22 protein-coding genes are annotated in these 23,602 nt (G+C 61.0%); 9 read left to right on the top strand and 13 right to left on the bottom strand.

Annotated elements, in window-relative coordinates; translation table 11 throughout:
- Window positions 1-4: 4 nt before the first annotated feature.
- A complete protein-coding gene (locus HYG82_RS21520) occupies window positions 5-1,702 on the bottom strand; it encodes a PQQ-binding-like beta-propeller repeat protein (protein WP_179259208.1) in 1,698 nt (565 codons plus the stop codon).
- A 422-nt stretch (window positions 1,703-2,124) separates the two neighbouring features.
- Between HYG82_RS21520 and glmU the strand changes: the two genes are divergently transcribed.
- Both glmU and HYG82_RS21510 read left to right on the top strand, forming a co-directional pair.
- The gene (gene glmU / locus HYG82_RS21515) at window positions 2,125-3,315 is read left to right on the top strand and encodes a bifunctional sugar-1-phosphate nucleotidylyltransferase/acetyltransferase (protein ID WP_179259207.1); all 1,191 of its coding nucleotides are present in this window, start codon (window positions 2,125-2,127) and stop codon (window positions 3,313-3,315) included.
- Window positions 3,316-3,555: 240 nt separating this feature from the next.
- Window positions 3,556-4,278, top strand: a complete 723-nt coding sequence (locus tag HYG82_RS21510; protein WP_179264288.1) for a hypothetical protein — start codon at window positions 3,556-3,558, stop codon at window positions 4,276-4,278.
- Between the two features lie 313 nt (window positions 4,279-4,591).
- Here HYG82_RS21510 and HYG82_RS21505 read toward each other — a convergent pair whose 3' ends face one another.
- The 6 genes from HYG82_RS21505 to HYG82_RS21480 all read right to left on the bottom strand — a co-directional run bounded on the left by HYG82_RS21505 (window position 4,592) and on the right by HYG82_RS21480 (window position 9,221).
- Entirely contained in the window at window positions 4,592-5,458 is an 867-nt protein-coding gene (locus HYG82_RS21505; protein ID WP_179259206.1) for a carbon-nitrogen family hydrolase, read from the bottom strand.
- Window positions 5,459-5,484: 26 nt separating this feature from the next.
- On the bottom strand, window positions 5,485-5,919 hold the full coding sequence (locus HYG82_RS21500; RefSeq protein ID WP_179259205.1) for an SRPBCC family protein: 435 nt from the start codon (window positions 5,917-5,919) through the stop codon (window positions 5,485-5,487).
- 123 nt (window positions 5,920-6,042) lie between these two features.
- On the bottom strand, window positions 6,043-6,267 hold the full coding sequence (locus tag HYG82_RS21495) for a DUF7123 family protein (RefSeq protein WP_179259204.1): 225 nt from the start codon (window positions 6,265-6,267) through the stop codon (window positions 6,043-6,045).
- Window positions 6,268-6,398: 131 nt separating this feature from the next.
- The gene (locus HYG82_RS21490) at window positions 6,399-6,584 is read right to left on the bottom strand and encodes a DUF7525 family protein (RefSeq protein WP_179259203.1); all 186 of its coding nucleotides are present in this window, start codon (window positions 6,582-6,584) and stop codon (window positions 6,399-6,401) included.
- A 137-nt stretch (window positions 6,585-6,721) separates the two neighbouring features.
- On the bottom strand, window positions 6,722-7,753 hold the full coding sequence (locus HYG82_RS21485; RefSeq protein ID WP_179259202.1) for a phosphate signaling complex PhoU family protein: 1,032 nt from the start codon (window positions 7,751-7,753) through the stop codon (window positions 6,722-6,724).
- 130 nt (window positions 7,754-7,883) lie between these two features.
- Window positions 7,884-9,221: an ATP-NAD kinase family protein gene (locus tag HYG82_RS21480; RefSeq protein ID WP_179259201.1), complete on the bottom strand. Its 1,338-nt coding sequence runs from the start codon at window positions 9,219-9,221 to the stop codon at window positions 7,884-7,886.
- A gap of 171 nt (window positions 9,222-9,392) precedes the next feature.
- Here HYG82_RS21480 and HYG82_RS44220 point away from each other — a divergent pair, with 171 nt between their 5' ends.
- The gene (locus HYG82_RS44220; RefSeq protein WP_284145016.1) at window positions 9,393-9,518 is read left to right on the top strand and encodes a hypothetical protein; all 126 of its coding nucleotides are present in this window, start codon (window positions 9,393-9,395) and stop codon (window positions 9,516-9,518) included.
- 35 nt (window positions 9,519-9,553) lie between these two features.
- Here the strand turns inward: HYG82_RS44220 and HYG82_RS21475 are convergent, their stop codons facing one another.
- Window positions 9,554-10,237, bottom strand: a complete 684-nt coding sequence (locus HYG82_RS21475) for a competence/damage-inducible protein A (RefSeq protein ID WP_179259200.1) — start codon at window positions 10,235-10,237, stop codon at window positions 9,554-9,556.
- A 167-nt stretch (window positions 10,238-10,404) separates the two neighbouring features.
- Here HYG82_RS21475 and HYG82_RS21470 point away from each other — a divergent pair, with 167 nt between their 5' ends.
- Both HYG82_RS21470 and HYG82_RS21465 read left to right on the top strand, forming a co-directional pair.
- Entirely contained in the window at window positions 10,405-10,761 is a 357-nt protein-coding gene (locus HYG82_RS21470; RefSeq protein ID WP_179259199.1) for a winged helix-turn-helix domain-containing protein, read from the top strand.
- Between the two features lie 339 nt (window positions 10,762-11,100).
- Window positions 11,101-12,216, top strand: a complete 1,116-nt coding sequence (locus HYG82_RS21465; RefSeq protein ID WP_179259198.1) for a beta propeller repeat protein — start codon at window positions 11,101-11,103, stop codon at window positions 12,214-12,216.
- A gap of 467 nt (window positions 12,217-12,683) precedes the next feature.
- Here the strand turns inward: HYG82_RS21465 and HYG82_RS21460 are convergent, their stop codons facing one another.
- On the bottom strand, window positions 12,684-13,583 hold the full coding sequence (locus tag HYG82_RS21460) for a beta propeller repeat protein (protein WP_179259197.1): 900 nt from the start codon (window positions 13,581-13,583) through the stop codon (window positions 12,684-12,686).
- Between the two features lie 265 nt (window positions 13,584-13,848).
- Between HYG82_RS21460 and HYG82_RS21455 the strand changes: the two genes are divergently transcribed.
- Genes HYG82_RS21455 through queC form a run of 3 tightly spaced genes read left to right on the top strand, consistent with a single transcriptional unit; the run spans window position 13,849 to window position 15,891 of the window.
- Window positions 13,849-14,337 (top strand): 6-pyruvoyl trahydropterin synthase family protein, encoded by a 489-nt coding sequence (locus tag HYG82_RS21455; RefSeq protein ID WP_179259196.1) that lies wholly within the window; start codon window positions 13,849-13,851, stop codon window positions 14,335-14,337.
- A 1-nt stretch (window position 14,338) separates the two neighbouring features.
- Window positions 14,339-15,133, top strand: coding sequence for a 7-carboxy-7-deazaguanine synthase QueE (locus tag HYG82_RS21450; protein ID WP_179259195.1), 795 nt, complete (start codon window positions 14,339-14,341; stop codon window positions 15,131-15,133).
- A 14-nt stretch (window positions 15,134-15,147) separates the two neighbouring features.
- Window positions 15,148-15,891, top strand: a complete 744-nt coding sequence (gene queC, locus HYG82_RS21445) for a 7-cyano-7-deazaguanine synthase QueC (RefSeq protein ID WP_179259194.1) — start codon at window positions 15,148-15,150, stop codon at window positions 15,889-15,891.
- Between the two features lie 60 nt (window positions 15,892-15,951).
- Here the strand turns inward: queC and HYG82_RS21440 are convergent, their stop codons facing one another.
- The 3 genes from HYG82_RS21440 to HYG82_RS21430 all read right to left on the bottom strand — a co-directional run bounded on the left by HYG82_RS21440 (window position 15,952) and on the right by HYG82_RS21430 (window position 21,890).
- Window positions 15,952-17,331 carry a PQQ-binding-like beta-propeller repeat protein gene (locus HYG82_RS21440; RefSeq protein ID WP_179259193.1) on the bottom strand — a complete coding sequence of 460 codons (1,380 nt, stop codon included), beginning with the start codon at window positions 17,329-17,331 and terminating at the stop codon, window positions 15,952-15,954.
- 196 nt (window positions 17,332-17,527) lie between these two features.
- Window positions 17,528-18,754 carry an iron-containing alcohol dehydrogenase family protein gene (locus HYG82_RS21435; RefSeq protein ID WP_179259192.1) on the bottom strand — a complete coding sequence of 409 codons (1,227 nt, stop codon included), beginning with the start codon at window positions 18,752-18,754 and terminating at the stop codon, window positions 17,528-17,530.
- 100 nt (window positions 18,755-18,854) lie between these two features.
- Window positions 18,855-21,890, bottom strand: coding sequence for a PAS domain-containing sensor histidine kinase (locus HYG82_RS21430; RefSeq protein WP_179259191.1), 3,036 nt, complete (start codon window positions 21,888-21,890; stop codon window positions 18,855-18,857).
- A gap of 300 nt (window positions 21,891-22,190) precedes the next feature.
- Between HYG82_RS21430 and yqeC the strand changes: the two genes are divergently transcribed.
- Entirely contained in the window at window positions 22,191-22,940 is a 750-nt protein-coding gene (gene yqeC / locus HYG82_RS21425) for a selenium cofactor biosynthesis protein YqeC (RefSeq protein ID WP_179259190.1), read from the top strand.
- 15 nt (window positions 22,941-22,955) lie between these two features.
- Here yqeC and mobA read toward each other — a convergent pair whose 3' ends face one another.
- Window positions 22,956-23,594, bottom strand: coding sequence for a molybdenum cofactor guanylyltransferase (gene mobA / locus HYG82_RS21420; RefSeq protein ID WP_179259189.1), 639 nt, complete (start codon window positions 23,592-23,594; stop codon window positions 22,956-22,958).
- Window positions 23,595-23,602: the final 8 nt, after the last annotated feature.

Here is a 23,602-nt window from a genome sequence, read left to right as displayed (position 1 = left end):
GCCGTTAATCGTTCTCAGCCGGTTCGTCAGGACTCGAGACGAGCCGACGAGCGGCGAAAGCCGCGCCGCCGATAGTGCCGACGAGACCGCTAAGGGTGCCAAAGCCGGGCGTTTTTTCGGCCGCGTTCGATCCCTCTTCGGAGTCGTTCGTGGTGCCGGCCGAGCCATCGGATCCGTCGCCGGAGTCGGCGGCGTCCCCAGTCGGCTTGCTGGGTTCGTTGGAATCGCCGTCGGCGGTGTCCCCGGTTCCGGCTTCATCGCCCGGGGGAGCGACACCGTCTGAGCCGTTGTCGGCGGTGCCGTTGTCAGCGGTATCCGCATCACCGGTTCCATCTGTCTCGGCGGGTGCACTGGAATCGTGCTGGTCACCGTCGGTGTCGCCAGTATCGCCAGACTCGTCCGGCGCTGATCCGGACTGGTCGTCGGATTCGTCCTCGCAGTCGCAGTCGCCATCCTCGCCTCCTTTTTCGTCCGCCGTTATCCGAAATGCAGTTATCGAATTCGACTGTCGAAGCAGAATAATTCCGTTTTTGACGTCCTCTATCCGGACATGTTGGCCGTGAGAGGAATATTCGTACTCCCACAGTGTCGTCCCGTCCCGTTTATCTAGTGCCCCGATTGTGATGGGACGCTCCCAACTCCCAGCGCCCGTTGTGTAATAGATTGCCTCACCGACGAATCCCTGTTTGGACCTCAGTGTCGGTGTTTGCCACAGTTCCGTGGCGTTCTCGAGGTCGATCGCAACACCCCCTCCCGTTTTCTCGTCGGGGACAATGGCGATTTCGTCCCCGAGAACGAACGGATCACGGTTGGGGACCTTCGTGATTCGCTCCTGGGTCTCGAGATCATAGATCCTGATGGAGTATTCGTCCTTCATCGCGATGGCGTTCGAACTCACTTCGATCGTGATCGACGTATCGTGAAATATATTCCACAGTTCTTCGCCGGTCTTCGGATCGAACGCGTGAGCCGGTCCACCAGACGCGGCGTAGATGTGACCGTTGGCAGCGATCGGTGCGTACTCGAATTCCCTCGCCTGATATGCCTCCTTTTGCCACCTGATTGACCCGTCGTCGACCTCCACCGCATACAGCAGGCCGTCGACGTTCAGGTAGATGGCCCCCGCGTACACGGGGGCGGAGTGCCCGACAGTACCGGTGTCGAAATCGACTTTCCACCGGACCGATCCGTCGGCGGTTTCCAGCCCGTACAGTGTCGAACCCGCTCTAACAAAGGCTGTATCTTCCGCCACGGTTAACAGATTGACACTGTGACTGTCGGTCTCGAGGTCGGTTCGCCACCGAATACTTCCGTCAGCTCTATCGAGGGCGACGAGCTGGCCGTTCCGTCCGATCGCCCACCCGTAGATCATATCGTCGACCACTTTCGGATTTTCGGCCGTTTCGTTTCGCCACTGGATCGACCCGTCCGCGACGTCGAGAGCGATCATACCCTCTTCTCTCATGGATCCCTCTTCACCTACCGCTTCGTGATAGGATAGATAGACACTGCCATCGACGAAGCTCACTGACCCATACGAATCATAGGTCCAGAGCCCTTCGAGAACGTCGTCCTCGGGTGATGGCTGCGAGTCGGAGGCCCCTTCGTCAGCCCCGATGGCACCACCCGTCGTCACCACTCCACCTGCGATGAGCGTCGCACCTGTTGTCTTCAGGACATCGCGCCGATCGTACTTCGACATACGTCTCCAAATGGTAACAGACCCATTTATTTCCTTTGAAAGTTAAATTGATGTAATAACAATAGTAGTCTAATCACATCGGAGTTATCGCGGAATGGATGCAGTGGTACGGATCACTCGTAACACCGTGCTCGAGCACAAAGCAACGGTTGCGCTCTAGTTCCGAGCCCGAACGAGACCGAAATAGACGAACATCGAGGCCCCCGAACGTGATCGCAAGCGACGATTCGTCACTGGACGACTCTGATACATCGAGGATACTGGACCCGCAAACGCAGCGGATCGTTCCCGCCGTCTCGTCCGGCTCGCCGAATCGGCCGAACCGTAGTCGATGAGGCGCGAAATGTAGCCGAGCGATCGAGTTTCAGTGCGCATTCGCGAACGAATCGCTTATCCGACGATTCGTCGAATAGAAGACCAACATGAAGGCAGTCGTTCTCGCCGCGGGTCAGGGAACACGCATGCGACCGTTGTCGGAATCAGTTCCAAAACCGATGCTCCCGGTCGCCGACCGACCGCTCTCAGCCCACACGGTTGACGCAGCGATCGACGCTGGCGCCGACGAAATCGTTCTGGTAATCGGGTACGAAGCCGAAACCGTCCGAGATTACTTCGGCGTCGAGTATCGGGGCGTCCCCGTCACGTATGCCGTCCAGGAGGTGCAAGCCGGCACGGCCGACGCCGTCAATTCGGCCCGCGACCACCTCGAGGGTCCATTTGCGGTTCTGAACGGCGACAATCTATACGATCCGGACGCGGTCGATCGACTGTTCGACGCGTGTCCGGCTATCTGTGCGATCGAAGTCGACGAACCGAGCAATTACGGCGTGTTGAGTACCGACGGCGAGATGGATACTCGAGTGACGGGAATCGTCGAGAAGCCCGATGACCCGCCGACGAACCTCGCCAACGCCGGGGCGTACGCGTTCCCCGCCGAAGCCCGCGAGTGGCTCGAGGTCCCCGCAAGCGAGCGCGGCGAACGCGAAATTACCGACGTCGTCGCGCAGGTGATCGACGAGCACGACGTCACAGCCGTCACCCTCGAGCGCTGGCTCGACGTCGGCCGACCCTGGGAACTGCTCGAGGCCAACGAGTGGAAGGTCGGCGACCTCGATCGCCGGATAGACGGCGATGTGAGCGAGGCTGCGACACTTGAGGGTCCCGTCGTCGTCGAAGCGGGCGCGACGGTTCGACCCGGCGTGGTGATCGAGGGGCCGGTGCTCATCAGAGCGGGCGCGACGGTGGGGCCCAACGCCTACGTTCGCGGGTCGACGATGGTCGGCCGGAACGCGGAAATCGGCCACTCGGTCGAGATCAAAAATAGCGTCATCTCGCGTGGAACGTCGGTCAGTCACCTCTCGTACGTCGGTGACAGCGTTCTCGGTCAGGACGTGAACTTCGGGGCGGGGACGAACGTGGCGAATCTCCGCCACGACGACGCCGACGTCAAGTTCACAGTTAAGGGCGACCGCGTCTCGACGGGGCGACGAAAGTTTGGCGTCGTCGCCGGCGACGAGGTCAAAACGGGGATTAACTCGAGTCTCTCACCGGGGCTAAAACTCGGCCCCGGCGCGATGACCCGCCCTGGCGAAACAGTCGACCGGGATCGGTAACCGCTCGAGTTCCGTACACCAGTATCGCGTTCGGTGCGATCGACGTCCGTTTCCCGATGGGTTCCCACGTTCTGGGTCAAGAAACTGCGCGTCGACTCGGTCGGGCTGGACGGATCTGTCATTGGTGTTCCAGAAACGCCTGCTATACCGGTAGCTGTTGCTCAGGAACCAGAATTTAAGATGAATTGGCAGAAGGTAGCGCGTATGTCGACTGCGTCAGTTCGCGGTACGATAAGGGGTATGGGAGAGCGCGCGAATCCTGCGTTTGCGGTGGCCGTCATCATACTGCCACTCGCCGCACTCGGATATGCGATGACGGTGGCATCGGTTCAACAACACACCTACGTCCACGTTATGGCGGGAGTTCTCTGGACGGGAATCGATATTTTCATCGGCGCCGTCCTCGGGCCGGTGATCGGGGGTCTCGACGAGGAGGAGAGTTCGGCGGTGTTCCAACGGCTTACGCCAAAAACCACGTTTCTCCTTCCGTCGCTTGCGTTCGTTACGATCGCCGGCGGAATCACGCTGGCCCAGCGTATCGGCATGTTCCCTCACGCAGAGTCGTGGCTGGCGCTGTTTACTGCCGTGAATCTCGTTCCGATCCTCTTGTTGTTCGGTTGGCGGTTGAACGTCTGGGACGACCTGCGCTGGCAGGTACCGTTCGGCCTCGCAACGGTCGGATCGCTGGCCTGGGTCGCCCTGACGATCGGCGAATTCGAAATGACCGAACCCACGGTCGCTGTCGCGCTCGCCATCGTGACGATCCTATCCGTGCAGGGATTCGGATTTCTGTTACCCGGCGAGCTGAGGATATACAGGGAGATGCGATCGGCCCGTCCCGACCCGTCGGTTATTTCCGCGATCGGACAACAGAACGCGATGCTCGGCGGCGTTCAAGGATTGTTCCAGTTGCTCTTGATTCTCGATATGGTCTATCTCCGCTACGGGAGCTTCCCATTTTAAGATCCACCGACGGACAGTCCGGCTCGCTGGGTGGAGACCCAGGTCATCGATGCGGGCTACTCGAGGGTTTGTACGCAACCGTCCGAGGAACAGCGAAAGGTGGACGAGGCGAGGAGTCGAGTGCGGACGTGATCGCTCGGTCCCGGGAACCGAGCGTCGACGGGCCGGAGCGACGCGCTGCCGGTTTTGACGTGAAAAGCGTCCATCCCGGCATCTATTCCAATGGGGTACCGAAACAAAAAGTCAGCGGTCGATAGAAGAGATACAACGTGCAGGGGGATTCGAATTCGGTGACAGTGACGATCGGAGCCTCTCAAAGTCGACGGTCTCGCAGTGCTGGAAACTCCTCGCGGACGTCGGCGACTGTCCGCGGGTCGATTTCGGCGGTGAATAGCGCTGGATCGTCGCCGCTCGAGGCGAGTGAGATCCCCCAGGGGTCGTAGACGCTCGAGCGTCCGAGGAGCGTGGCGTCGTCGAACTCGCCAGTGCCGTTGATCGTCGCCACGTAGCTCTGGTTTTCGATCGCCCTGGCTCTCGAGAGCGTTTGCCAGTGTTCGATTCGGGGATACGGCCACGCGCTCGGAACGAGAATCAACTCGACGCCGTCGTCGACCAGTCGACGGTAGAGTTCCGGGAATCGGAGATCGTAACAGGTCGTGACACCGACGGTCAGGCCGCCGATAACCGTCGTCTCGAGTGACTCGCCGTGGACGAGTAGGTCTGATTCCGCGGAATCGTAACCGAACAGGTGGTGTTTGCGGTAGACGAGCCCGAGTTCGCCGTCTGCGTCGAACAGTGCAGCGGTGTTCGAAAGCCCCTCAGGTGCCGGCGTCTCGACGGATTCCGTGGCCGCCAGATCCTCGACGATACTCCCCGCGAGAACGGCGATTCCGTGGTCTGCTGCCGCCTCTCGAAGGCGGGTAAACGTCTCCCCCGCGAACGGTTCCGCATAGCGCTCGTAGAGGTCGAACGCGAAATAGCCCACGTTGAACAGTTCCGGTAACGCGACCAGATCCGCTCCGCGGTCGGCGGCTCGCGACACGGCCGTAAGCGCCCGATCGACGTTTCGTTCGACCTCTCCTGCTTCGACGCGTAGCTGTGCGAGCGCAAGCGTCAGCACTTCGCCACCTGCGTCGGCGTCATCGGCGTCGTCGAACTCGACAGACGTGTCGGTTGTCATACTCCATTCGTGTTCTTCGAGCACCGTTACCGTGTCGTCTGCAGGTCACGTTCTAGTGCACGCCGGAGGTTCTCGAGTTCCGAATCCAGATTTCGTTCGAAAAACGTCTCCACGCCCGGGAGTTTGCCGTCGACGACGAAGCGGTTCTCGAGACGGGTGCCGCCGTCAGTGTCGATAATCTCGTGTTCGCCGGTGACCTGCATCACTTTCGATTTGCCGACGAATTTGACGTATTCGGGCGGCGTTCGCGTGACATCCTCCGTGTTTACGCGGATCGTTTTCCGAACGAGGGGGATAGGGAGTTCGACGTGCCAAGTGACGCGCTTGCCGTCGGGGTCGTCTACGGAATACTCTTCGACGACACTGATGGATCGGGCTCTGTTTGCTGGATCGGCGATGAACTTCCAGACGCGCTCCGGTGCCGCCGAAACTTCGAACGACCGGTCGACGCGGACAGTCATGCCCGTACGTGAGCGACTGGTGGATAAAAAATCCGTGGACCGGCGAGGACCGTCGACTCGATCGACGCCAATCGGATTCTGGGACTCGCTCTCAGCCGAATGCGGGATTGTACGAGGCTTGCGTTAGCTGATCGTGACTCGCCAGGTCGTCGATCGGGCACGGCCCCACTTCTCGATATCGACTTCGTCAGTCTTCTCCGCAAGGTGTGGCAGTCGTGCGCCAACCTGTTTCGACGAGAGTCCAATCGCGTCCGCGATGTTTTTCGCGCGGAAGTACTGCTCGCCGCGGGCGGCGCTCTCGCGGAGATACGAGAGTATTCGCCGTTCTTCATCGGAGTAGTCGGTCATCGTCCGTATGGGTCCTAGGTGGTCAGCGGTCTTAACTTTTAACGGCCGTCACAATCCGCTGGCTCTGGAACCACTGCGATTGATGCGATCAGTGCGATCGACATCGGGTGTCGCTAATCACGAGGTCGTCGTTAGTCCCAGTAGAGGTGAACGCCAACGACTGCCAGCGAACTAAAGAGAACTGCAGCGGCGAATCCCCAGGCAGCTGTCACGTCAGGTGCGCCAGTTAACATCACGAGTGCACCGATCACAGCGAGTGCGCTCAGCGCGAGTGTAAGTCCAACGCCTTTGTCCGTCGACTCCGTTTGCGTAGCCATGTTCGGGCGTTTCGTGTGGGGTCTCTTAACTTCACCCATTCCGAGAGGAGCGGCGAGCGACTGCTCTCGACGCTCGAGCGCCGGGCGAATCGAACGGAGACAGTGATTCGATCGCGGATCGGATTGCAGTGTGACGATCACTTAATCGTCGTGTGTTCGGACTCTTCGTTGAGCGCGAGATTGGCCGAAATTTCGGCGTTTCGCATCGCATACTGGGCAGTCTGCTGGAGACTGACGAGGACCTCACGAATTCGGAGGAGATCTTCGTTTTCCATCTCCGGAAGCTCCGCGAGAATCTCCTGCTCGCGGTTAGCGATGACGTGAAACAGCTGTCGAACCTCGTTTGACTTGTTGTAATCTCGTTCGACGGCCGCTTCGACCGCCTTGGAGGTAATCTCGTCGACGAGTTCGTTCAGTTCCCGGATATTCCGCATCACCGAGCTGTCGACGTTCAGAGTGTGGCTTTCGGTCTCGATGACGATCTCCGCGATGTCCTCGGCATTGTCGGCCGTCAGTTCGAGATTCTTCGCGATCGATCGATAGCCGATGAGCGGGAATCCGCTGTTGAGGCCGACTGCCCGTGCGAGGTTGGGGTTCTGGTAGGCCGTAAAGATCAATCGCAACAACAGGACGAATATTTTGTTAGCCTGCCGCTCCCGATTGAGCGCGCGCTGTGCCAGGTCGGGATTGCCGTGGGCGAGCGCCTTGATCCCTTCCCCGCGCATCGTCTGACCGGTTCGCTCGAGGCGCTCGAGCAGGTTGTCGAGCGTGAAATCGTCGGGATCGACCGAACACCGAATCGAGATGCTCTCCGGGGTTTCTTCGATTACGCCCAGGCCCATCAGTTGCGTTTCTGCCTGGTACACCGCATTGATGTGTTCCGACTCCAGCGCACCGTCTTCTCGCTCGATACGGATGATGCGCCGCCCGAGGACGTACTGGGCGACGATCGCGCGCTCTACGGCGTCTGCGTCGAGGTTGTCCGTGTGAATAATCGCCTCCGTTTCCTCCGTACTCGCCGATTCGGGCATTACGGTCAGCGTACCCTTACCACTGGTCCGAAGGGAAACTTCGTCGCCTTTCTCGACCCCGTGTTCGGACGCCCACTCTGCCGGGAGCGTCATCGCGAGCGTCGACGGCCCGAGCCGTTGCACTTTCCGCGTTTCCATATCCCACCGTAAGAGATACCCGACCTTAGTCTTGACTATATGCTCATTATATGGCTTCGCATCGTTATATGGTTGTATTCTCCGGCTGCCACGCTTATCTCCTTAAACAATTTGTGTCGGCCGGAGCGACTTAGATCACTTTCGCTAGCCGAGTCGTGAATCGGCCCGTCCGGACCTGCAGCCAACCCCGAAGCTGGTCATCGATGTCTGCGTCGTCCGTGTCGACGCGCAGCGAATCGATATCATCGAGTTTGTCTTCGGCGGCGACGACTGCGATTTCGTCGGCCTGTCGGATCACTGACGGCGAAATCTGGTGATTTCCCCGTCCGAAGATGAATCCCTGTCCACCGATAGGCGAGACGACGATCGTCACTGGGTCTGCGAGAACTGAGAGGATCTCCGATTCCGACGCATCGCGAGCGAGAACGTCGCCGCGTCGTCCGGGTTGTTCGGCATCGATCGTATCGCCAGCCTCGATGGTATCGTCGGCATCGATCGTATCGCCAGCCTCGATGGTATCGTCGGCCTCGTCTGTATCGCCACCTTCACTTCTCCTCCCGGTTTCGTTCACGGTCGACTCACCGGCTCCGTTTGCGCCGCCTGTCTCGCGGGCACGGGTGGCGCCTCGCCAGACGTCGACTCCAAGCGGTGAGGGTTCGATTCCCAGTTCGCTCTCGATCGCTCCGACGGTACTTCCGGGCCCGAAAACGTACGTCCGCCCCGGCTCAACCTCGCGTGCGAATCCAGCCGCCAGCGCGTCGACGCTTCCGCTCGAGACCCGTTTTCCCGACTGAACGTCCGGTGCGACGGGGACCGGAACGACGGCCTGCAGTTCGGTGCGAACCTCGCCCTCACGGTAGGCGTCCTCGTCGATGTCGTTGACCTCGCGGGTCTCGACGCGATCGAATTCGGCGGCGATTCGACCGGCATCGGCCGGTGTTACGGCGAAAACAGACGAGTAGACCTTGACACCGGCCGGAACTCCGAGCATCGGCGTTTCGCCGTCCCGAGACGCGGCGGGATCGCCATTCGGTTCCGCAGCGCTGTCGGTACCCTCGAGCACGGCTGCGACATCGACTGCGGTACCGTCACCACCGACGAAGAAAATGAGGTCGACACCCTGCTCGAGCATCGCCCTGACAGCCGCGCGGGTATCAGCGGCCGTCGTTCCCGCGGCTGACGGATCGGTCGAGGTAGTCTCGGTAGTGGCTTCCGCCGGGTCGTAGACGACGTCGGGATCGTAGCCGGCGTCTCTCGTCGCGTGCTCGCCCATTACTCCCGCGGCAGTGTAGACGGTGATGTCCGGAGCGCGTCGGTACAGCGACTGCAATGCCTCGCGCGCACGCTCCGGTGCTCGCGGCTCCGCACCGCGGCGTCGTGCCTCCTCCAGTTTCCCGTCGGTCCCCTTGAGTCCGACCCGTCCGCCCATTCCGGCGATCGGGTTCACGACGACACCGATAGAATCCATACAGAGGTGTGGGAGTGCCAATCGGAAAGCGATATCGTGTTGCGTACTGCAATTCGTTGGGTTCGCGGCTCGAAAAGAGGACCAATTACCAGAAAACGTCTCGACTAACGAGCCGAGAGGGACTGACTCCGTTTCTGAACAACTAAGGGGGTTGGGGACCGATCGCCGACCATGTACGCACTGAACGACGCCGTTCTCGCGACGGAAACGCAGTTACCGATGAACGTAGTCGGCTGGGGTGCCCTCGCCCTGAGCCTGCTTGTGACGATCGCCTGGTTGCTCTACTTTTACAGATAACTCGGTCCGAGTCGATCCACCGCGACGGGATCGCGTCAGGGTGGCTCAACCCGTTCCCGAAGCCACGTTGCCGCCGCCTCGACGGCGTCCTCGTCCGCACTCTCGAGTTCGATCCGAACCGACTCGCCAGGATAGCACCCAACAGCGACGTCGAACCCCTCGCGGAGATCGGCGATCCGCTCGAGTAGCGCGCTTTCGGGTTCGGCGGCGACGACGGTCTCTCTGTACGTCGGCGTTCCCTCGAATTCGTGTGCGATCGCCTCGAACATCGTTTTCATTTCCGACGGAACGCCGGGAAGGATGTATACGTTCTCGATCGCTGCACCAGGGGCGACGCCGTCCTCGTTGTGGAGCGCTCGCGCACCCGCCGGCAAGGTAGTCGTCCCCGACGCGAGATCGTCTCGGCTGTAGCCGTCTTCCTCGAGCCAGGCGAGCGCCGCCTCGTGTTCCTCGAGCGACCGTCCGAGCGCTGCTGCGACACCGTCCATAGTGAGATCGTCGTGAGTCGGACCGAGTCCGCCGGTGACGATGACGGCATCGTACTCGGCTCGATACTCGTTCACGACGCGGGCGATGTCGGCGATTCGATCCGGAACCGTCGTCACGCGGTCGACGACGACGCCGCGGTCGTCGAGCCGCTTGCAGAGCCACGTTGCATTGGTATCCGTCGTTCGTCCGGCGAGTAGTTCGTTGCCGACCGTTACGACCGCGACCTTCATGTCGATTCGTTCGAGCCGTGGCCCCTAAGGCGTCTCGCCATCGATCGTCATCTCTCGAGGATTTCGGGTGAGTTCCTCTCGCGAAACTGTTTCAGACCCAACGGACATATATACTGACACTCAAACAACCACAAGATTCAATTCTGATAATTGGTAACGAGGAATGTATGTCTCGGAGTCGATTAGAAAACAACGAGGTCGATTCAGCCGTCGTTCTCTCTGCGCTGGGGAGTAAATACAGTGCGGAAATCCTCTGCGCCGCCGGAACGCCGAAATCGGCGCAGGCATTGAGCGAAACTATCGAAATTCCGATCGCGACCTGTTATCGCCGTATCGAGGAACTCGTCGACGCGGGATTGTTAACCTGTGAGGGTCGGCAACTATCCGATGAGGGTAGACGGACGAACATCTACAGACGAACGCTCGACGAAATCGAAATCGACTTTTCGGACGATGCGCCCGGATTTTCGCGAAAGCGACGTACCGAGGCCAAAAATAGACTGCAAGACCAACTCGAGGAGTAAGCGGATCAGAAGCGTATTCGGGACGACGCAGTTTCGCCTCTGGTCCCGTCTTCAGCCGTCGAGCGAGAAAGAGAGCGTACTGTGCTGGCGAGAAAGAGAGCGTACTGTGTGGCAACCGCGTGGTTTCTCGAGAGATATCCATGACCCGGGTGAGCGAGATTTGGACAACTGCCGAACGGGGATTGGGACCGATATGAGCCGTCCGAAGCCTGGAGAAGTCGTCCGGTGATCGACGATTTGGTCCGGTGATCGACGATTTGGTCCGGTGATCGACGATTTGTTTCGAACTATCGGAACGTCTACACTACTTATTCCCGCTGAGCCGCTTCGATCGGATGCATGTGGGAACTTGGCCCCGATGCAGACGAACCGGAGTGGCAGACCGTTGAAACGCCTTTCTCGTACGATCTCTTCGAAGTGGTGAGTACGGCCGCTGGCCCCTATGCGATCGGTGACGGTGGCGTCATCGTTGCGAATCGCGGTGACGGCTGGGAGGAGATAATAGACGACGGTCCGAACGTCAGGAACAACCAACTTCGCGGATTGGGCGTTACGGACGACGGCCGCAGAATCTGGTTTGCGGGCTCGAGCGGTGCGATCGGCTGCTACGATATCGAGATGCGGCGGAAGTTCGACTACTCGTATCCCAAGGAAAAGACGAGCACCTGGGAAGGCCTCGCCGTATCGGGGGAGACGGGCGACGAAAAACTCCTCATCGCGAACGGGTCGGGCGAAATCCTGCCCGCGACGATACACGGCTTCGACGTAAACTGGGGTGTGACGGGCAAACCGAACGACAAGGGATCGAAAGTCGCAGCCCTCGCGGCGGCACCGACGGGCTACGGGTACGTCGTCGACACGAGCGGAAACGCGTTCAAAACGACGAAAGACGACGGCTGGGAGGACATCGGCATCGTCAATTCGCAAGTGAAATTCTACGATATCTGGGCGGGCGAGAACGGACGCGTTTACGTTGCTGCTGGTGACGGCCGCCTCTACCGATACGACGACTCGTACAAGGACTGGACTCCGATCGGAGTCGGCGAAAAGTCGCTGCGCGCCTTCGATAAGTACGGGGACCAATTGGTCGCGCTCGGCGACGGCGGCGCATTCTATCAGCGTATCGACGGTGGGCAGCGCTGGGAGAAACTGCACACGCCGACCGATAGCGTCCTTATGGACGTCGCACTCGGCACGCCGGACGTTGCGATCGGCAAAGGCGGTCTCGTTCTCAAACGCCGCCGCGGCGACCCGCGTGGCGAACGAACGAGCCCGGACGGGGACAACTTCGACGGGCGGGGCGAGTCCTACGATCCAACCGATACCGCGCGTTCCGACACGGCTCAGAGTGACGGGAGCACCGACACCGCTGAAGACCAATCGGATCGGTCGCAGTCCACCGAGCAGACAGAGACCTCATCGGACGGTCAGTCGGCCCGAAGTACAGAGATGTAACTAGCTGCGCCGATCTATCTTTAAACAGAGAGAATCCCGCCGTTTACGGCGTTGACGTGACGCGAAGCGTCTCGTTCGCACACCAGAACGCATAGCGTTCTGGGGACGGGCGTGAATCGCGTACTCTCATTACGTTTTTATCGAATTGGAACGAAAGATACGCCACGTGCCGGTACATCCGCCCCCATGTCGGGACAATCGGACAATATTGGGATTCCGTCCGCACTCATTGGGAGTATCCTGCCAAGAGAACGAGTCGGATACCGACGTAAAACAAGCAAGATACTCTCGAATCCCGTGTGGGATAGGGATAACGGGGACGTGGCATTCCCAGTACATCGTCGGTGTACGAACCCGAGGTTCCCAAATCAACCGCGTGCGGTGCGGTGGGAAGCCCCGCCGTCGTCGGGCGACGCCCGACTGCCTGAGGGATCGACGGTCCCTCTCCGTTTACGGCGGGGAGGATGTCACTCGGCCGTTCCTTCGAGAACGAGTCCGTTTTCTCCGACGGCGACGCTCGGTGAGCCGACGTGCACGCCGTGAATCGTCGTCGGTTCGTCCCAGTCCGTCTCGTGCCACGTATCGCGCTCGCGATAGCGAAGGAGTCCACTTTCTCCGCCGACTAACTGTAGCCGTCCGTTCAGGTCCAGACACTCGATAGCGGCGTCATCGACCGAGTGTGGGGTCCAGGCGCCGGTCCCGTCGCGCTCGTAGAGACGTCCGTTCCCGCCACCGACGACGAGAGTCTCCTCTGTTGCAGCCGCCGCATAGAGACTGTGTTCCGCATCGGCGAGGCCGATTCGCTCCCACCCCGATTCGGTAGTCATCCAGACGTTCGCGTTATCGTCGACGCCGTATCCACGTCCATCCCCGTCCGCCGCGAGTGCCGAGACGGCGGTTCCATCGGCAGGGTTCGTCCGCGCGTTCCACTCCAGTTTCTCACCGTCGACGATCCCGGGAAGGACGACGCCGTTTCCATCCGCGAGAAGCAGTTTCTCTGCACCGTACGCACCGGAGACCGCGAGTGCGTGAAACGTGACATCCATTCCGTCGGGTCTGGAGTGATCGACCCGTTTACCGCTCGTGAGGTCGTAATGCCCCACTGCTCCGCCCGAACCGCAGAACCACACTCGCCGCCCGCCGTCAGTGGCAGCCACCGCGTGGAGCGATTCGTCGCGTGCAGCAGGGCCATCCGGAACGACGACTCCCCATGATCCATCACAAGTTCGACCCACGATGGTTCCCCCGTCACCGACAGCACAGGCTCCGTTCGCCGTTTCCGTTACGTCGTACGCGGTCCCGTCAATCGGCGTTTCACTGACAGTCCACGTAAGCGGCGCGTCTGCACTCGTTTCGAAGTTCCACATACCGCTCGTTGGATCTCGCCGCGCAAAGGTACCAGTCATGTGATAGGTATTCTAGGTATCTATCGACCGAAATTCCTCCTTGAGAGACAGGACATTCATCGACAGGGAGCGAACTCGAGTGCTCACGTCGACTGAACCGACGGTTTCGCCGCAGGTCGCTGCCCTAATGGGCCCGTTACCAGTTTTGAGAACGGGTGTGGCCCGGAACAGAAACCGAACGGAAGCGTTCCCCTATTCTTAAGTGCTCTCTAGGTAATATCGAGGTATGACTGAGGGCGCAGGTACCCGGCCGATCGAGCGGGGCGTCGATAGCACCCCGATCGACGGACCGATCACTGAAAACCGTCGTCTCCTTCACGTCGGCCGCGACCGGCCGATACGGATCAGTGCGGGACATCGGATACAGCACCACGATGGCAAGTGTTCCAGACCACACGGACACAACTACGAGATCGCCGTTACGGTCGCGGGCCACCTGACGAACGAGGGCTGGATCGCCGACAAGGGAGATATTACTGACGTAATATCTGAGTGGGACCACATGTTTCTGCTCGAGGAAGGCGACCCGCTGGTCGAGGCCTTCGAATCGGCCGGCGACGACGATGCGATCGTGGTCCTTGCGGCCCCGCCCACGGCAGAGGTGATGAGCGTCGTTCTCGAGCGAAAGCTCGAGGCAGCCCTGCCACAGACGGTTACTGACATCGCCGTCAGAATCAGCGAAACGAGCGAACTCTGCGGAGGGTCCGAGATCTGAGATGCCGGTCTCTGATTCTATCGATTTCGAGTCCGGGGTGGATACCGCCGTGGAAGACGAAGCTGGGAACGCCACCGAGAGACTCCCGATCAACGAGTTGTTCCACTCGCTGCAGGGGGAAGGGTCCCTCGTCGGCGTCCCGTCGACGTTTATCCGTACCAGCGGCTGCAACCTCCGATGTTGGTTTTGCGACTCCTATCACACCTCCTGGGAGCCGACTCATACCCAGTTGCGCATCCCGGAGATCGTCGCCGAGGTCGAATCGCACGGCACCGATCACGTCGTCCTTACAGGGGGCGAACCCCTGTTGTACGACGAAAGTGTCGCCTTACTCGAAGCGCTCGACGAGCGAGGGTACCATACCACCGTCGAGACTAACGGAACGATTTACCGAGAGGCACCGATCGATCTCGCCTCAGTGAGCCCGAAACTCGAGAGCAGTACCCCGACTCCCGAGCGCGATCCCTCGGGCGAGGGGGCGTGGGAGGAACGTCACGAAACCGACCGAATCGACGTGGAGTCGCTCGCTCGGCTGGTCGAAGCGTACGAGTTCCAGTTGAAATTCGTCGTGACCGACGCGGACGATATGCCGGAGATCCTCGCACTGCTCGAAACGCTGCGTGACGCCGCCGAGAGTCCGATCCGTGACGATGACGTTCTCCTGATGCCCGAAGGAGCCACCCGCGAACGGCTCGCCGAAACCCGCACTCGAGTAGCCGACCTCGCGATGGAGTACGGCTTCCGATACACGCCGCGACTACACGTCGACCTCTGGAACGATGCCCCCGAAACGTAATCGAGGATCCGTCTATGACCGATACAACGCAGACCACCGAAACCGAACCCAGCGAATCGACCACCGAACGCGCCGTCGTTCTCCTCTCGGGCGGGATGGACAGCGCCACAGCCGCCTACGAGGCCCGCGAGCAGGGATACGAGCTCTACGCCCTGCACACCTCCTACGGCCAGCGCACCGAGGACCGCGAACTCGAATGCGCTCGTCGAATCGCCGACGAACTCGACGCGGCGGAATTCCTGCAAGTCGAGACCGCTCATCTCGCTGCTATCGGGGCCTCGAGCCTCACCGACGAGGAGATGGCCGTCGCTGACGCCGACCTCGAGAGCGACGACGTCCCGTCCTCGTACGTCCCGTTCCGAAATGCGAATCTGCTCGCGATGGCCGTCTCCTACGCTGAGGCCAACGGTTGCGAGGCGGTTTTCATCGGGGCCCACAGCGAGGATTTCTCCGGCTATCCGGACTGCAGACCCGCATTCTTCGAGGCTTTCGAGCGCGTCGTCGACGTCGGCACGAAATCCGAGACCGAGATCACAATCGAAGCCCCGTTCGTGGAGCACTCCAAAACTGACATCGCCGAGTACGGCGTGAAACTGGACGTTCCGTACGAACACACCTGGAGTTGCTACCGCGATACCGAACCCGCCTGTGGGACCTGCGACGCCTGTGCGTACCGTCTGCAGGCGTTCCAGAACATCGGTAGTCGCGATCCGATCGACTATGCCGAGCGGCCGTCGTACGCTGACGGTAATCGATAATCTCTCCGTCACGACCACTGAACGATGGCGGCCGAACCGGGTTCTCTCGACTGCGGTTCGTTAGTCCGCTTCCTCACCGGAAGCGCTTCGCCTGCGTAACCCCTCGAGTGCAAGGACACCGCTTGCGATTGCAACGCCGGACGTAAACCCGGGGATACTTTGGCCTTTCCCTTGGTCCTCGTTCGATTCGTCGGCTGTCTTCCCCGCGTCTTCGGACCGAATTGCGGACAGTGTCGTCTCGGTACTCGCATACAGCGTTTCGTCGGCAACGGCGATTCGACTCGGTCTAGCGTCGGTGGTGACGCTCCACTTTCGACTCCCGGTATCGGTATCAAACGCAAACACACCGGTCTCTCCGGACGGCTTTTCGACTGGCGCGTAGACGGATCCATCGTCGACGATCGGTGTTCCAACCGATTGCATCTCCGGCGACGAGTGCCAGACGTCGTCGCTGGTTTTTCTATCGTAGCCGGTGATGACCGCTGAACTGCTGCCGTCACCGGACTTCGCTTCGCCAGTGGCGTATACGCGATCCTGTGTTAGCACGTCGAGTGAGTGGCCGGGCAGTGTCAGTCGCTTCTCGCCTGTCTCCGTGTCGAAGACGGTTGGGGTACCGCCTCTGATGGCAACGACGGCGTCGTCATCAGCGATCGGCCTTCCGGAAAACCCCTCGGTCGCCCAGTTTTCCTGAAGCATGTCCGTCCATCGATCGTCTCCGGTTTCGATGTCCCGTGCGAACAGTCGCTTGTTGCTCACGGCGAACACGGCTCCGTCTGCAACCGCGACAGGCCGTCGCACAAGCATATCGCCGTACTCTCTCCCGTCGAACGAAACCAGATTCGGCTCGAACCGCCACAGCTTCTTCCCCGTGTCCGCGTCGAGTGCATAGAGGATTTTATCGACGATGATAAACACCGACCCACCTGCGACGACGGGGGAAAGATTCGTTGCGTACCCGAGATCGGTCTTCTTCCAGCGAACGTCCCCGTTTGCCGCGTCGAGGGCGGTGACCGCTGGACTGTTTCGGTCCCCGCTAACGTACACAGTATCGGACGCTACCGCCGGTGACCCCGCTGCAGTGACGGATTTCTCCGAGGAGATTTCGCTCGTCCATTCGACCGATCCGTCGGCTGCGTCGAGTGCATGTACTCGGCCGTCGTCCGCGGTGAGATAGACCGTGTCGTCGACGACGGCGATCGAACCACCGTGATCGTACTCCCAGGTGACGGTGACCGGTGGTTTCGGCCCGACTGTCGATGGAGCGTAACCGGTGTTCGCCGCGTTGCCGTGCTCCGACGACCACTGGGCTGCCCCACTGGCCGAACTCCCACCGACGGTTGCGTTGCTGACAGCTCCAGCACCGGCGGTCGCTGCCATCCCCCCACAAGCAACCGTCAGTCCGGCGTTCATCAGAAACCGTCGTCTCCCGTAATCGGTCATACTACTGAACACAACAGTCGATAGCGGTTACTTATCGGTTCGTTATCTCCGTTTCGGTGTCGAAACAGGAAGTGGAGCTGTTCTACTTATGCAACAGTTATCGAACCGAACGTCGATCGACTCCACCGATCACCCGGTTACCTCGAGAACAGATACCCGAACCATTGGCGTCGGAATCGGCCCCACCAGTCAGTTACTACCACGCTGCCTCGAGGACGCCCTCGAGGTCCCCGACCGTCGGGTCCAGTCCAGGCGGTGCATTCACCATGAACGGGTCGTTCAGAACCATCTCCGCGACCGCAGAGAACTCGCTTCGATCGGGCCCATCGACGTCGCGAAGTCGCGACGGGAGCCCGAGTGCGTCCCGTACCTCGGTGACTGACTCGACGACCGCAGCGGCCTGATCCGCGGCGTTTTCGACGCCGAGCGCGTTCGCGAGCGTTCCGGAACGAGCGTCCACGCCGTCCCGTTCGAAGAGGTACTCGAGGACGTGGGGTACCACGATGGCATGAGCAACCCCCTGCTGGATGTCCTCCGTTCGCGTCAGTCCGTGACCGAATGCGTGGACGATAGAGGCCGTGGTTTCGCCGGGTCGCGAGATTCCGTACTGTACCAGGATCAGGCCCTCGAGGATCGCTTCGAACGTCTCAGTGTCTCGGTCGCCGTCGCCGAACGCTCGGAGACCGTCTCCGAACGTCTCGAGGCCGTGTCTCGCCGTCGCATCCGTTACCGGGGTCGCGTTGCTCGCGTAGAGCGTCTCGATGCCCTTGTCGAAGCCGTTCATGGCCGAGCCCGCGAGTACCGACCGGGGCGTGGTTTCGACGAGTTCCGGATCGTAGAACGCGCCCGCAGGCATCAATCCCGGATCGGAAACGCCGCCGCGTCTCTCCTCGTCGACCGGGCTCGAGTCGGGTCCGGCGGTGATGCCTGCGACCATCGAGAGGTCGGCTCCGGCGAGCGTCGTGGGGACGGTCACGATCGGAAGCAGTCCGTCGTCGGGAACGGTGAGCGTCCCTCGCGCGGCGAATTCCGATCCCGCGTCTTCGTGCGATCGATCATCAGCGGCGAGGACGCTGATCACCGTCGCGACGTCTAAGCTGCTGCCGCCACCGAGGCTCACGAGAACGTCCGCGTCCGCGGCCTCGAGCGCGTCGCGGCCGTCGACCGCCGTCGCGAGTCGCTTCTTCGATGTCGTCTCGTCGAAGACGCCAGCCAGTCGGTCCCCCAATCCTGATCTGACCGGTTCCATCACCGCCGCCGTGCTCCCAACGGTCGACCCACAAACGATCAGCGCGCGCTCGAGACCTCGCCGCTCCAGTTCAGCCTCGAGGTCGTCGACACAACCCGATCCGAATCTGATCGCCGGCGGCTGGTATTCGAATCGAAATGCCGGGTCGCGCGCTCCCGATCGGGATGGAGTCATGCCCGTCCGTACGGAATGAGCGGTGTTAAAACCGAGCGCAGCGGTGATCTGCTCGGACTCCCGCACAGACGTGCTGTGTCGTCCGACGGCACCGACGACTTCACTTGTCGGTGTTCGGTACCGCGGGGAGCGTAAACGAAAAGGTCGATCCTTCGCCCGGTTCCGACTCGAGCCAGATGTCGCCGTCGTGGCGTTCGATGATGCGCTGACAGAGCGCGAGCCCGATCCCAGTTCCTTGATACTCGTTGCGGCTGTGAAGCCGCTGAAACACGTCGAACACGCGTTGTTGATCCGTCGGGTCGATACCGATTCCGTCGTCGTGGACCGAGATCACCCAGTCATCGCCCCGGCGGCGTGCGTCGACGTGAATCCGTGGTGGGTCGTCGCCGCTGTAGGTGAGTGAATTCGACAGGAGATTCTGAAACACCTGCCGTATCTGGCTTGCGTCGCCTTCGACGCGTGGAAGTCCGTCTCTCGTGATCTCGGCGTCGGTTTCCTCGATCCGGAGTTGTAAATCAGTCAGAACGCTGTCGAGGATCTCCTCGAGGTCGACCGGTTCGAGCGGACCGCCCCGTGTCTCGACGCGAGAGTACTCGAGGAGGCCGTCGATCATCTCGCGCATTCGATCCGCGCCGTCGACGGCATACGCGAGGAACTCCTCGCCCTCCTCGTCGAGGTCGTCTGCGTAGCGGCTTTTGATGAGTTGCAGGTAACTCGAAACCATCCGCAGCGGCTCTTGCAGATCGTGGGAGGCGGCGTACGCGAACTGCTCGAGGCGTTTGTTCGATTCCTCCAGTTGCGAGATGGTTTTCTCGAGTTTGCGTTGGTTCGCCTTCCGCTCGGTGATGTCCTGTGCCATCGTTACGCCGGCGAAGACTTCGCCGCGTTCGTCGGTGATCGGGACTGCGTGGATGACCCATTCTCGGCCCGCGTACGAAAGCTCGACCGACTGTTCATCCCCCTCGAGCGCGGCAAGGATTGCGGGTTCGAGATCGCTGCTCGTTCCCGCAGGCCAGACGTCGTAGAAGCTCTGCCCTTCCAGATCGTCGGGGTCGACGGGAATGCGGTCGAAGCCCTGACCGGCCGCCAGCGTGTACTCGAGATCGTGGTCGAACAACGTGATGATACCGTTTGGAAAGTACTCCGCGATGGTCCGGTATCGCTGCTCCGATTCTTCGAGTTCGCGTTCGCGCTGCTTGCGTTCGGTAACGTCGCGGTCCGAGACGATGACCGAAACGACGTCGCCATCGTCGTTCGTGACCGGTCTGAAAACGCCGTTCAGGGTGTACAGGTCCCCGTTGGGTCGCGTAAGATCCGCCTCGAAGTTCACGTACTCGCCGTCCGCGGCGCGTTCGGTCCATTCTCTCACGTCGGCCCGGATTTCCTCGCCTTCTCCCCACCACGGCGTCTCCCAGAACAGTTCACCGGTCACTGCCGCCAGATCGGCGTCGATGTACTCCATCGCCGTTTGATTAATGTCGATGACCGTCCCGTCGGGTTCGAGCAGGCCGACGAGGATGTTCGGATCCTCGAAAATTGCTTCGAACCGGCGCTCGGTTCGCTCGAGTTCACGTTCGCGCTCCTTTCGATCCGTTACGTCACGGAAGTACACCGAGATACCGGTCTCGGACGGATAGAGGTTCGCCTCCACCCAGAAGTCGAGGACGTCGTAGTACAGTTCGTAGCTTGTCGGCTGCTGGGTTTCAAGCGCCTCGTGGAAGGCGGTCCGGACCTCGTCGATCTCGCGGAGATCGGGAAATACGTCCCAGAGCGTCTCCCCGAGTAGGTCCGCTTCGGAACGCTGCAGGAGTTCCTCGGCACGGTCGTTGACGTGGGTGAATCGAAACTCGTCGTCGACCGCGTAGAACGCATCCGAGATCCGACTGAGGATGCGATGGAGTTCGCTTTCGAGTTCCCGCTCGCGCTCCCGTCGATCGGTCATGTCGCGAGTCACCTTCAGGTATCCACGATGGGAGCCGTCGTCCCACACCGGCGTAATCGTCACGTTCGCCCAGAAGCGGGTGCCGTCCTTTCTGAGACGCCACCCTTCGTCCTCGACGGAGCCGTTCTCGAGTGCGGTCTCGAGGTTCCGTTCGGGTACGTCCGCCGCGCGGTCCGCCTCCGTATAAAACGTCGAGAAGTGTTCGCCGATGATCTCGTCGGGGTCGTAGCCTTTGATCCGCTCTGCACCTCTGTTCCAGCTAATGACACGCCCATCGGGGTCGAGTCGGAAGATAGCGTACTCCTCGACCGCTTCGACCAGCGATTGAAACGCTTCCTGGCGCTCCTGAAGGGAGTCCTCCGACCGCTTTCGATCGGTGATGTCGTAGTAGAGTTCGATCCGCCCGCCGGCGTACCGTCCCGACGTGATCGGCTTGCTCTGGTACTCGAGCCATCGGTCCTCGAGTTCGCCGTCCCCATCGCCGGTGACCCGACACTCGAGGTGATCGATGTACTCGTCGTCGTCGTACGCCGCGAGAACGGTTTCGGCGAACGAGTCGGGGTTGATGTCCATCCCCGTAAGCGTCTCCTCGATCACCCTGCGTTTGTTTCGTCCGACGACCGCTTCGCGGTCGAGACCGAGATACTCCTCGATTGTCTCGTCGATCCACCTGACGTCGAGCGCATCGTCGAGGACGAGCACGCCGACGTTCGTCTCGTCTAAAATATTGGAAATCGACTCGTACGACGGTCGGACCGAGTCGAGTGCGGTCGGTTGCGGTCCCTCGGAGCGAACTCTGACGACGCCGATCGTTCCCCGAAACTCGTCTTGGTCCGTAAGCGGAGTTATTTGGACTTCACAGCGGATTCTGTCCCCGTCGGCGGTGCGAACGGCGAGTTCGAAGGCGGGGATCTCGCTTGCATCCGCAGTCAGATAATCGGAGAGTTTGCGTTCGATCGAGTCCACATCGGCCGCATCTAGAAGGAGTGAAACGTGTTCGCCGCGGAGTTCGCCCCGAGTATAGCCCGTTATCTCGACGATCGTCTCGTTTACCGCGACGAAATTTCCGTCGGTATCGAGCTGGTAGATCCCGTCGCCGATCGCCTCGACGAGCCTTCGATATCGTTCGAGCGCCACCTCGTCGTTCGTGTCCCCCCAGAAAACCTCGTCGGTGGCGTCCGATCGTGTACTCATGCAATGGGTAGTAGCCGTTGAAAGGGAAAAAACTCCCGCCACACGCCCGCAAGCCGGTCGACTACGGGAGAGCGCTTCAGGGACACGACGGCAGTACGACGCGTGTAGCCTGCCGACGAGGCGCCGATCGATGGCGGGCATGATCACTATTCGATCGAGACCGAGATCGGTCCTGGATCGAGTGTCGCCCCGTCGAACGGCGATGACCGGGCGTCGCGGTCCGGGGTACGTCGAGCGAGTGGCGGATGCGTCGCTCCCGTCGGTCCCAACTGATTAGGCTGTCACGGTGGTACTGCCAGTATGGACGTCATCGAAGCGCTCCGTGCCGAGACTGGCGTCGTGGCCGTCGTCGGTGCGGGCGGGAAGAAGACGACGCTCTACGCGCTTGCCGAAAAAGCCGCCCGCGAGGAAGACCGACGAGTGGTCGTGACTGCGACGGTCCGGATTCCGCCTTTCGACCGGAACGTGACACGAGTTCACGTGACTGCCGATCCGATCCCGGCCATCAAGCGGACGAGCGATTGGCCCGTCGGGGTCGTTCCGGGACGGGACGGAGAAGAGCGATACGGCGGATACGACCCCGGTGACGTCGATCGAATCGCATCGGCAGAAGTCGCCGACCTCGTACTCGTCAAGGCAGATGGTGCCCGGACGAGGGAGTTCAAAGCCCCGGGTACGGACGAACCGCAACTTCCCCGCCGCGTCGATACCGTGATTCCGATCGCGAGCGTTCGGGCCGTCGGGAAACCGCTCTCGAGCGAATACGTTCATCGTCCCGAACACGTGTCGGCGATCACCGGACGCAAACGCGGCGACCCCGTTCAGGCCATCGACGTGGCTCGCGTTCTCGCAAGCGAGCGCGGCGGACTGACGGACGTCCCCGACGACGCGACGGTTGTCCCGCTGCTCAACAAAGTCGACGATGAAGATTCCCGGTCCGACGCCGAGGAAATCGCGGCGGGGCTCCTCGAGCGAACGCCGGCCGTCGAGCGCGTCGTGTTGGCCCGGATGGTCGCCGACGATCCGGTTGTCGACGTCATCGAAGCGTAGCGTGGGATGCCGGTTTTACTCGGCTTCCAGACGGGTCGCGGCCGCCTCCAGTTCCTCACGGGTGTTGACGTTCTCGAATGTCTCGAGGCTGGCGTGTGATCGAACCTCGTTTTCATCGACGACGACGTAATCGAGTTCGAACAGCGGTTCGACAATTCGTCGCTCGTCGCGCTCCAGGGCGCGCTCGCAGGCTTCAGCCATCGGCTTAGCCTGGTACACGGCCTGTGTCGTCTGGAACCACCGATCGTCGAGCCGTGGTACTGCGGCATCGTGGCCGCTCGCCCGCTCGAAGAGGTGGTCGACGAGCGCTGTATCGATGAAGGGCATGTCGCACCCGACGACCGCGGCGTATGCAGTTGTGGCTTCACGAAGACCCGTCAGGATTCCCGCCACCGGCCCGCGGTCGGGGATGGGATCGACGGCGAATGACGCGTTCGGCCCGTCCGCAAGCGCTGTGCGAATCGCCGGCACCTGCTCCATCCGACAATTGACGACGATATCGTCGACGACCGGCTCGAGACGGCGGAAAACGCGGCGGATCATCGGCGTTCCGGCGAGGTCGGCAAGGGCCTTGTCCTCATCGCCGAAACGGGTCGAATGACCGCCTGCGAGAATCAGGCCCGTACGATCGTCTCGGCCAGTTTCGGAAGCCATATTCGTTC

It is taken from the genome of Natrinema halophilum, from assembly GCF_013402815.2.
Classification (GTDB): Archaea; Halobacteriota; Halobacteria; order Halobacteriales; family Natrialbaceae; genus Natrinema; species Natrinema halophilum.
The sequence above is the reverse complement of the archived record's forward strand: the minus strand, read 5'-3'. Positions and strand labels throughout refer to the sequence as shown.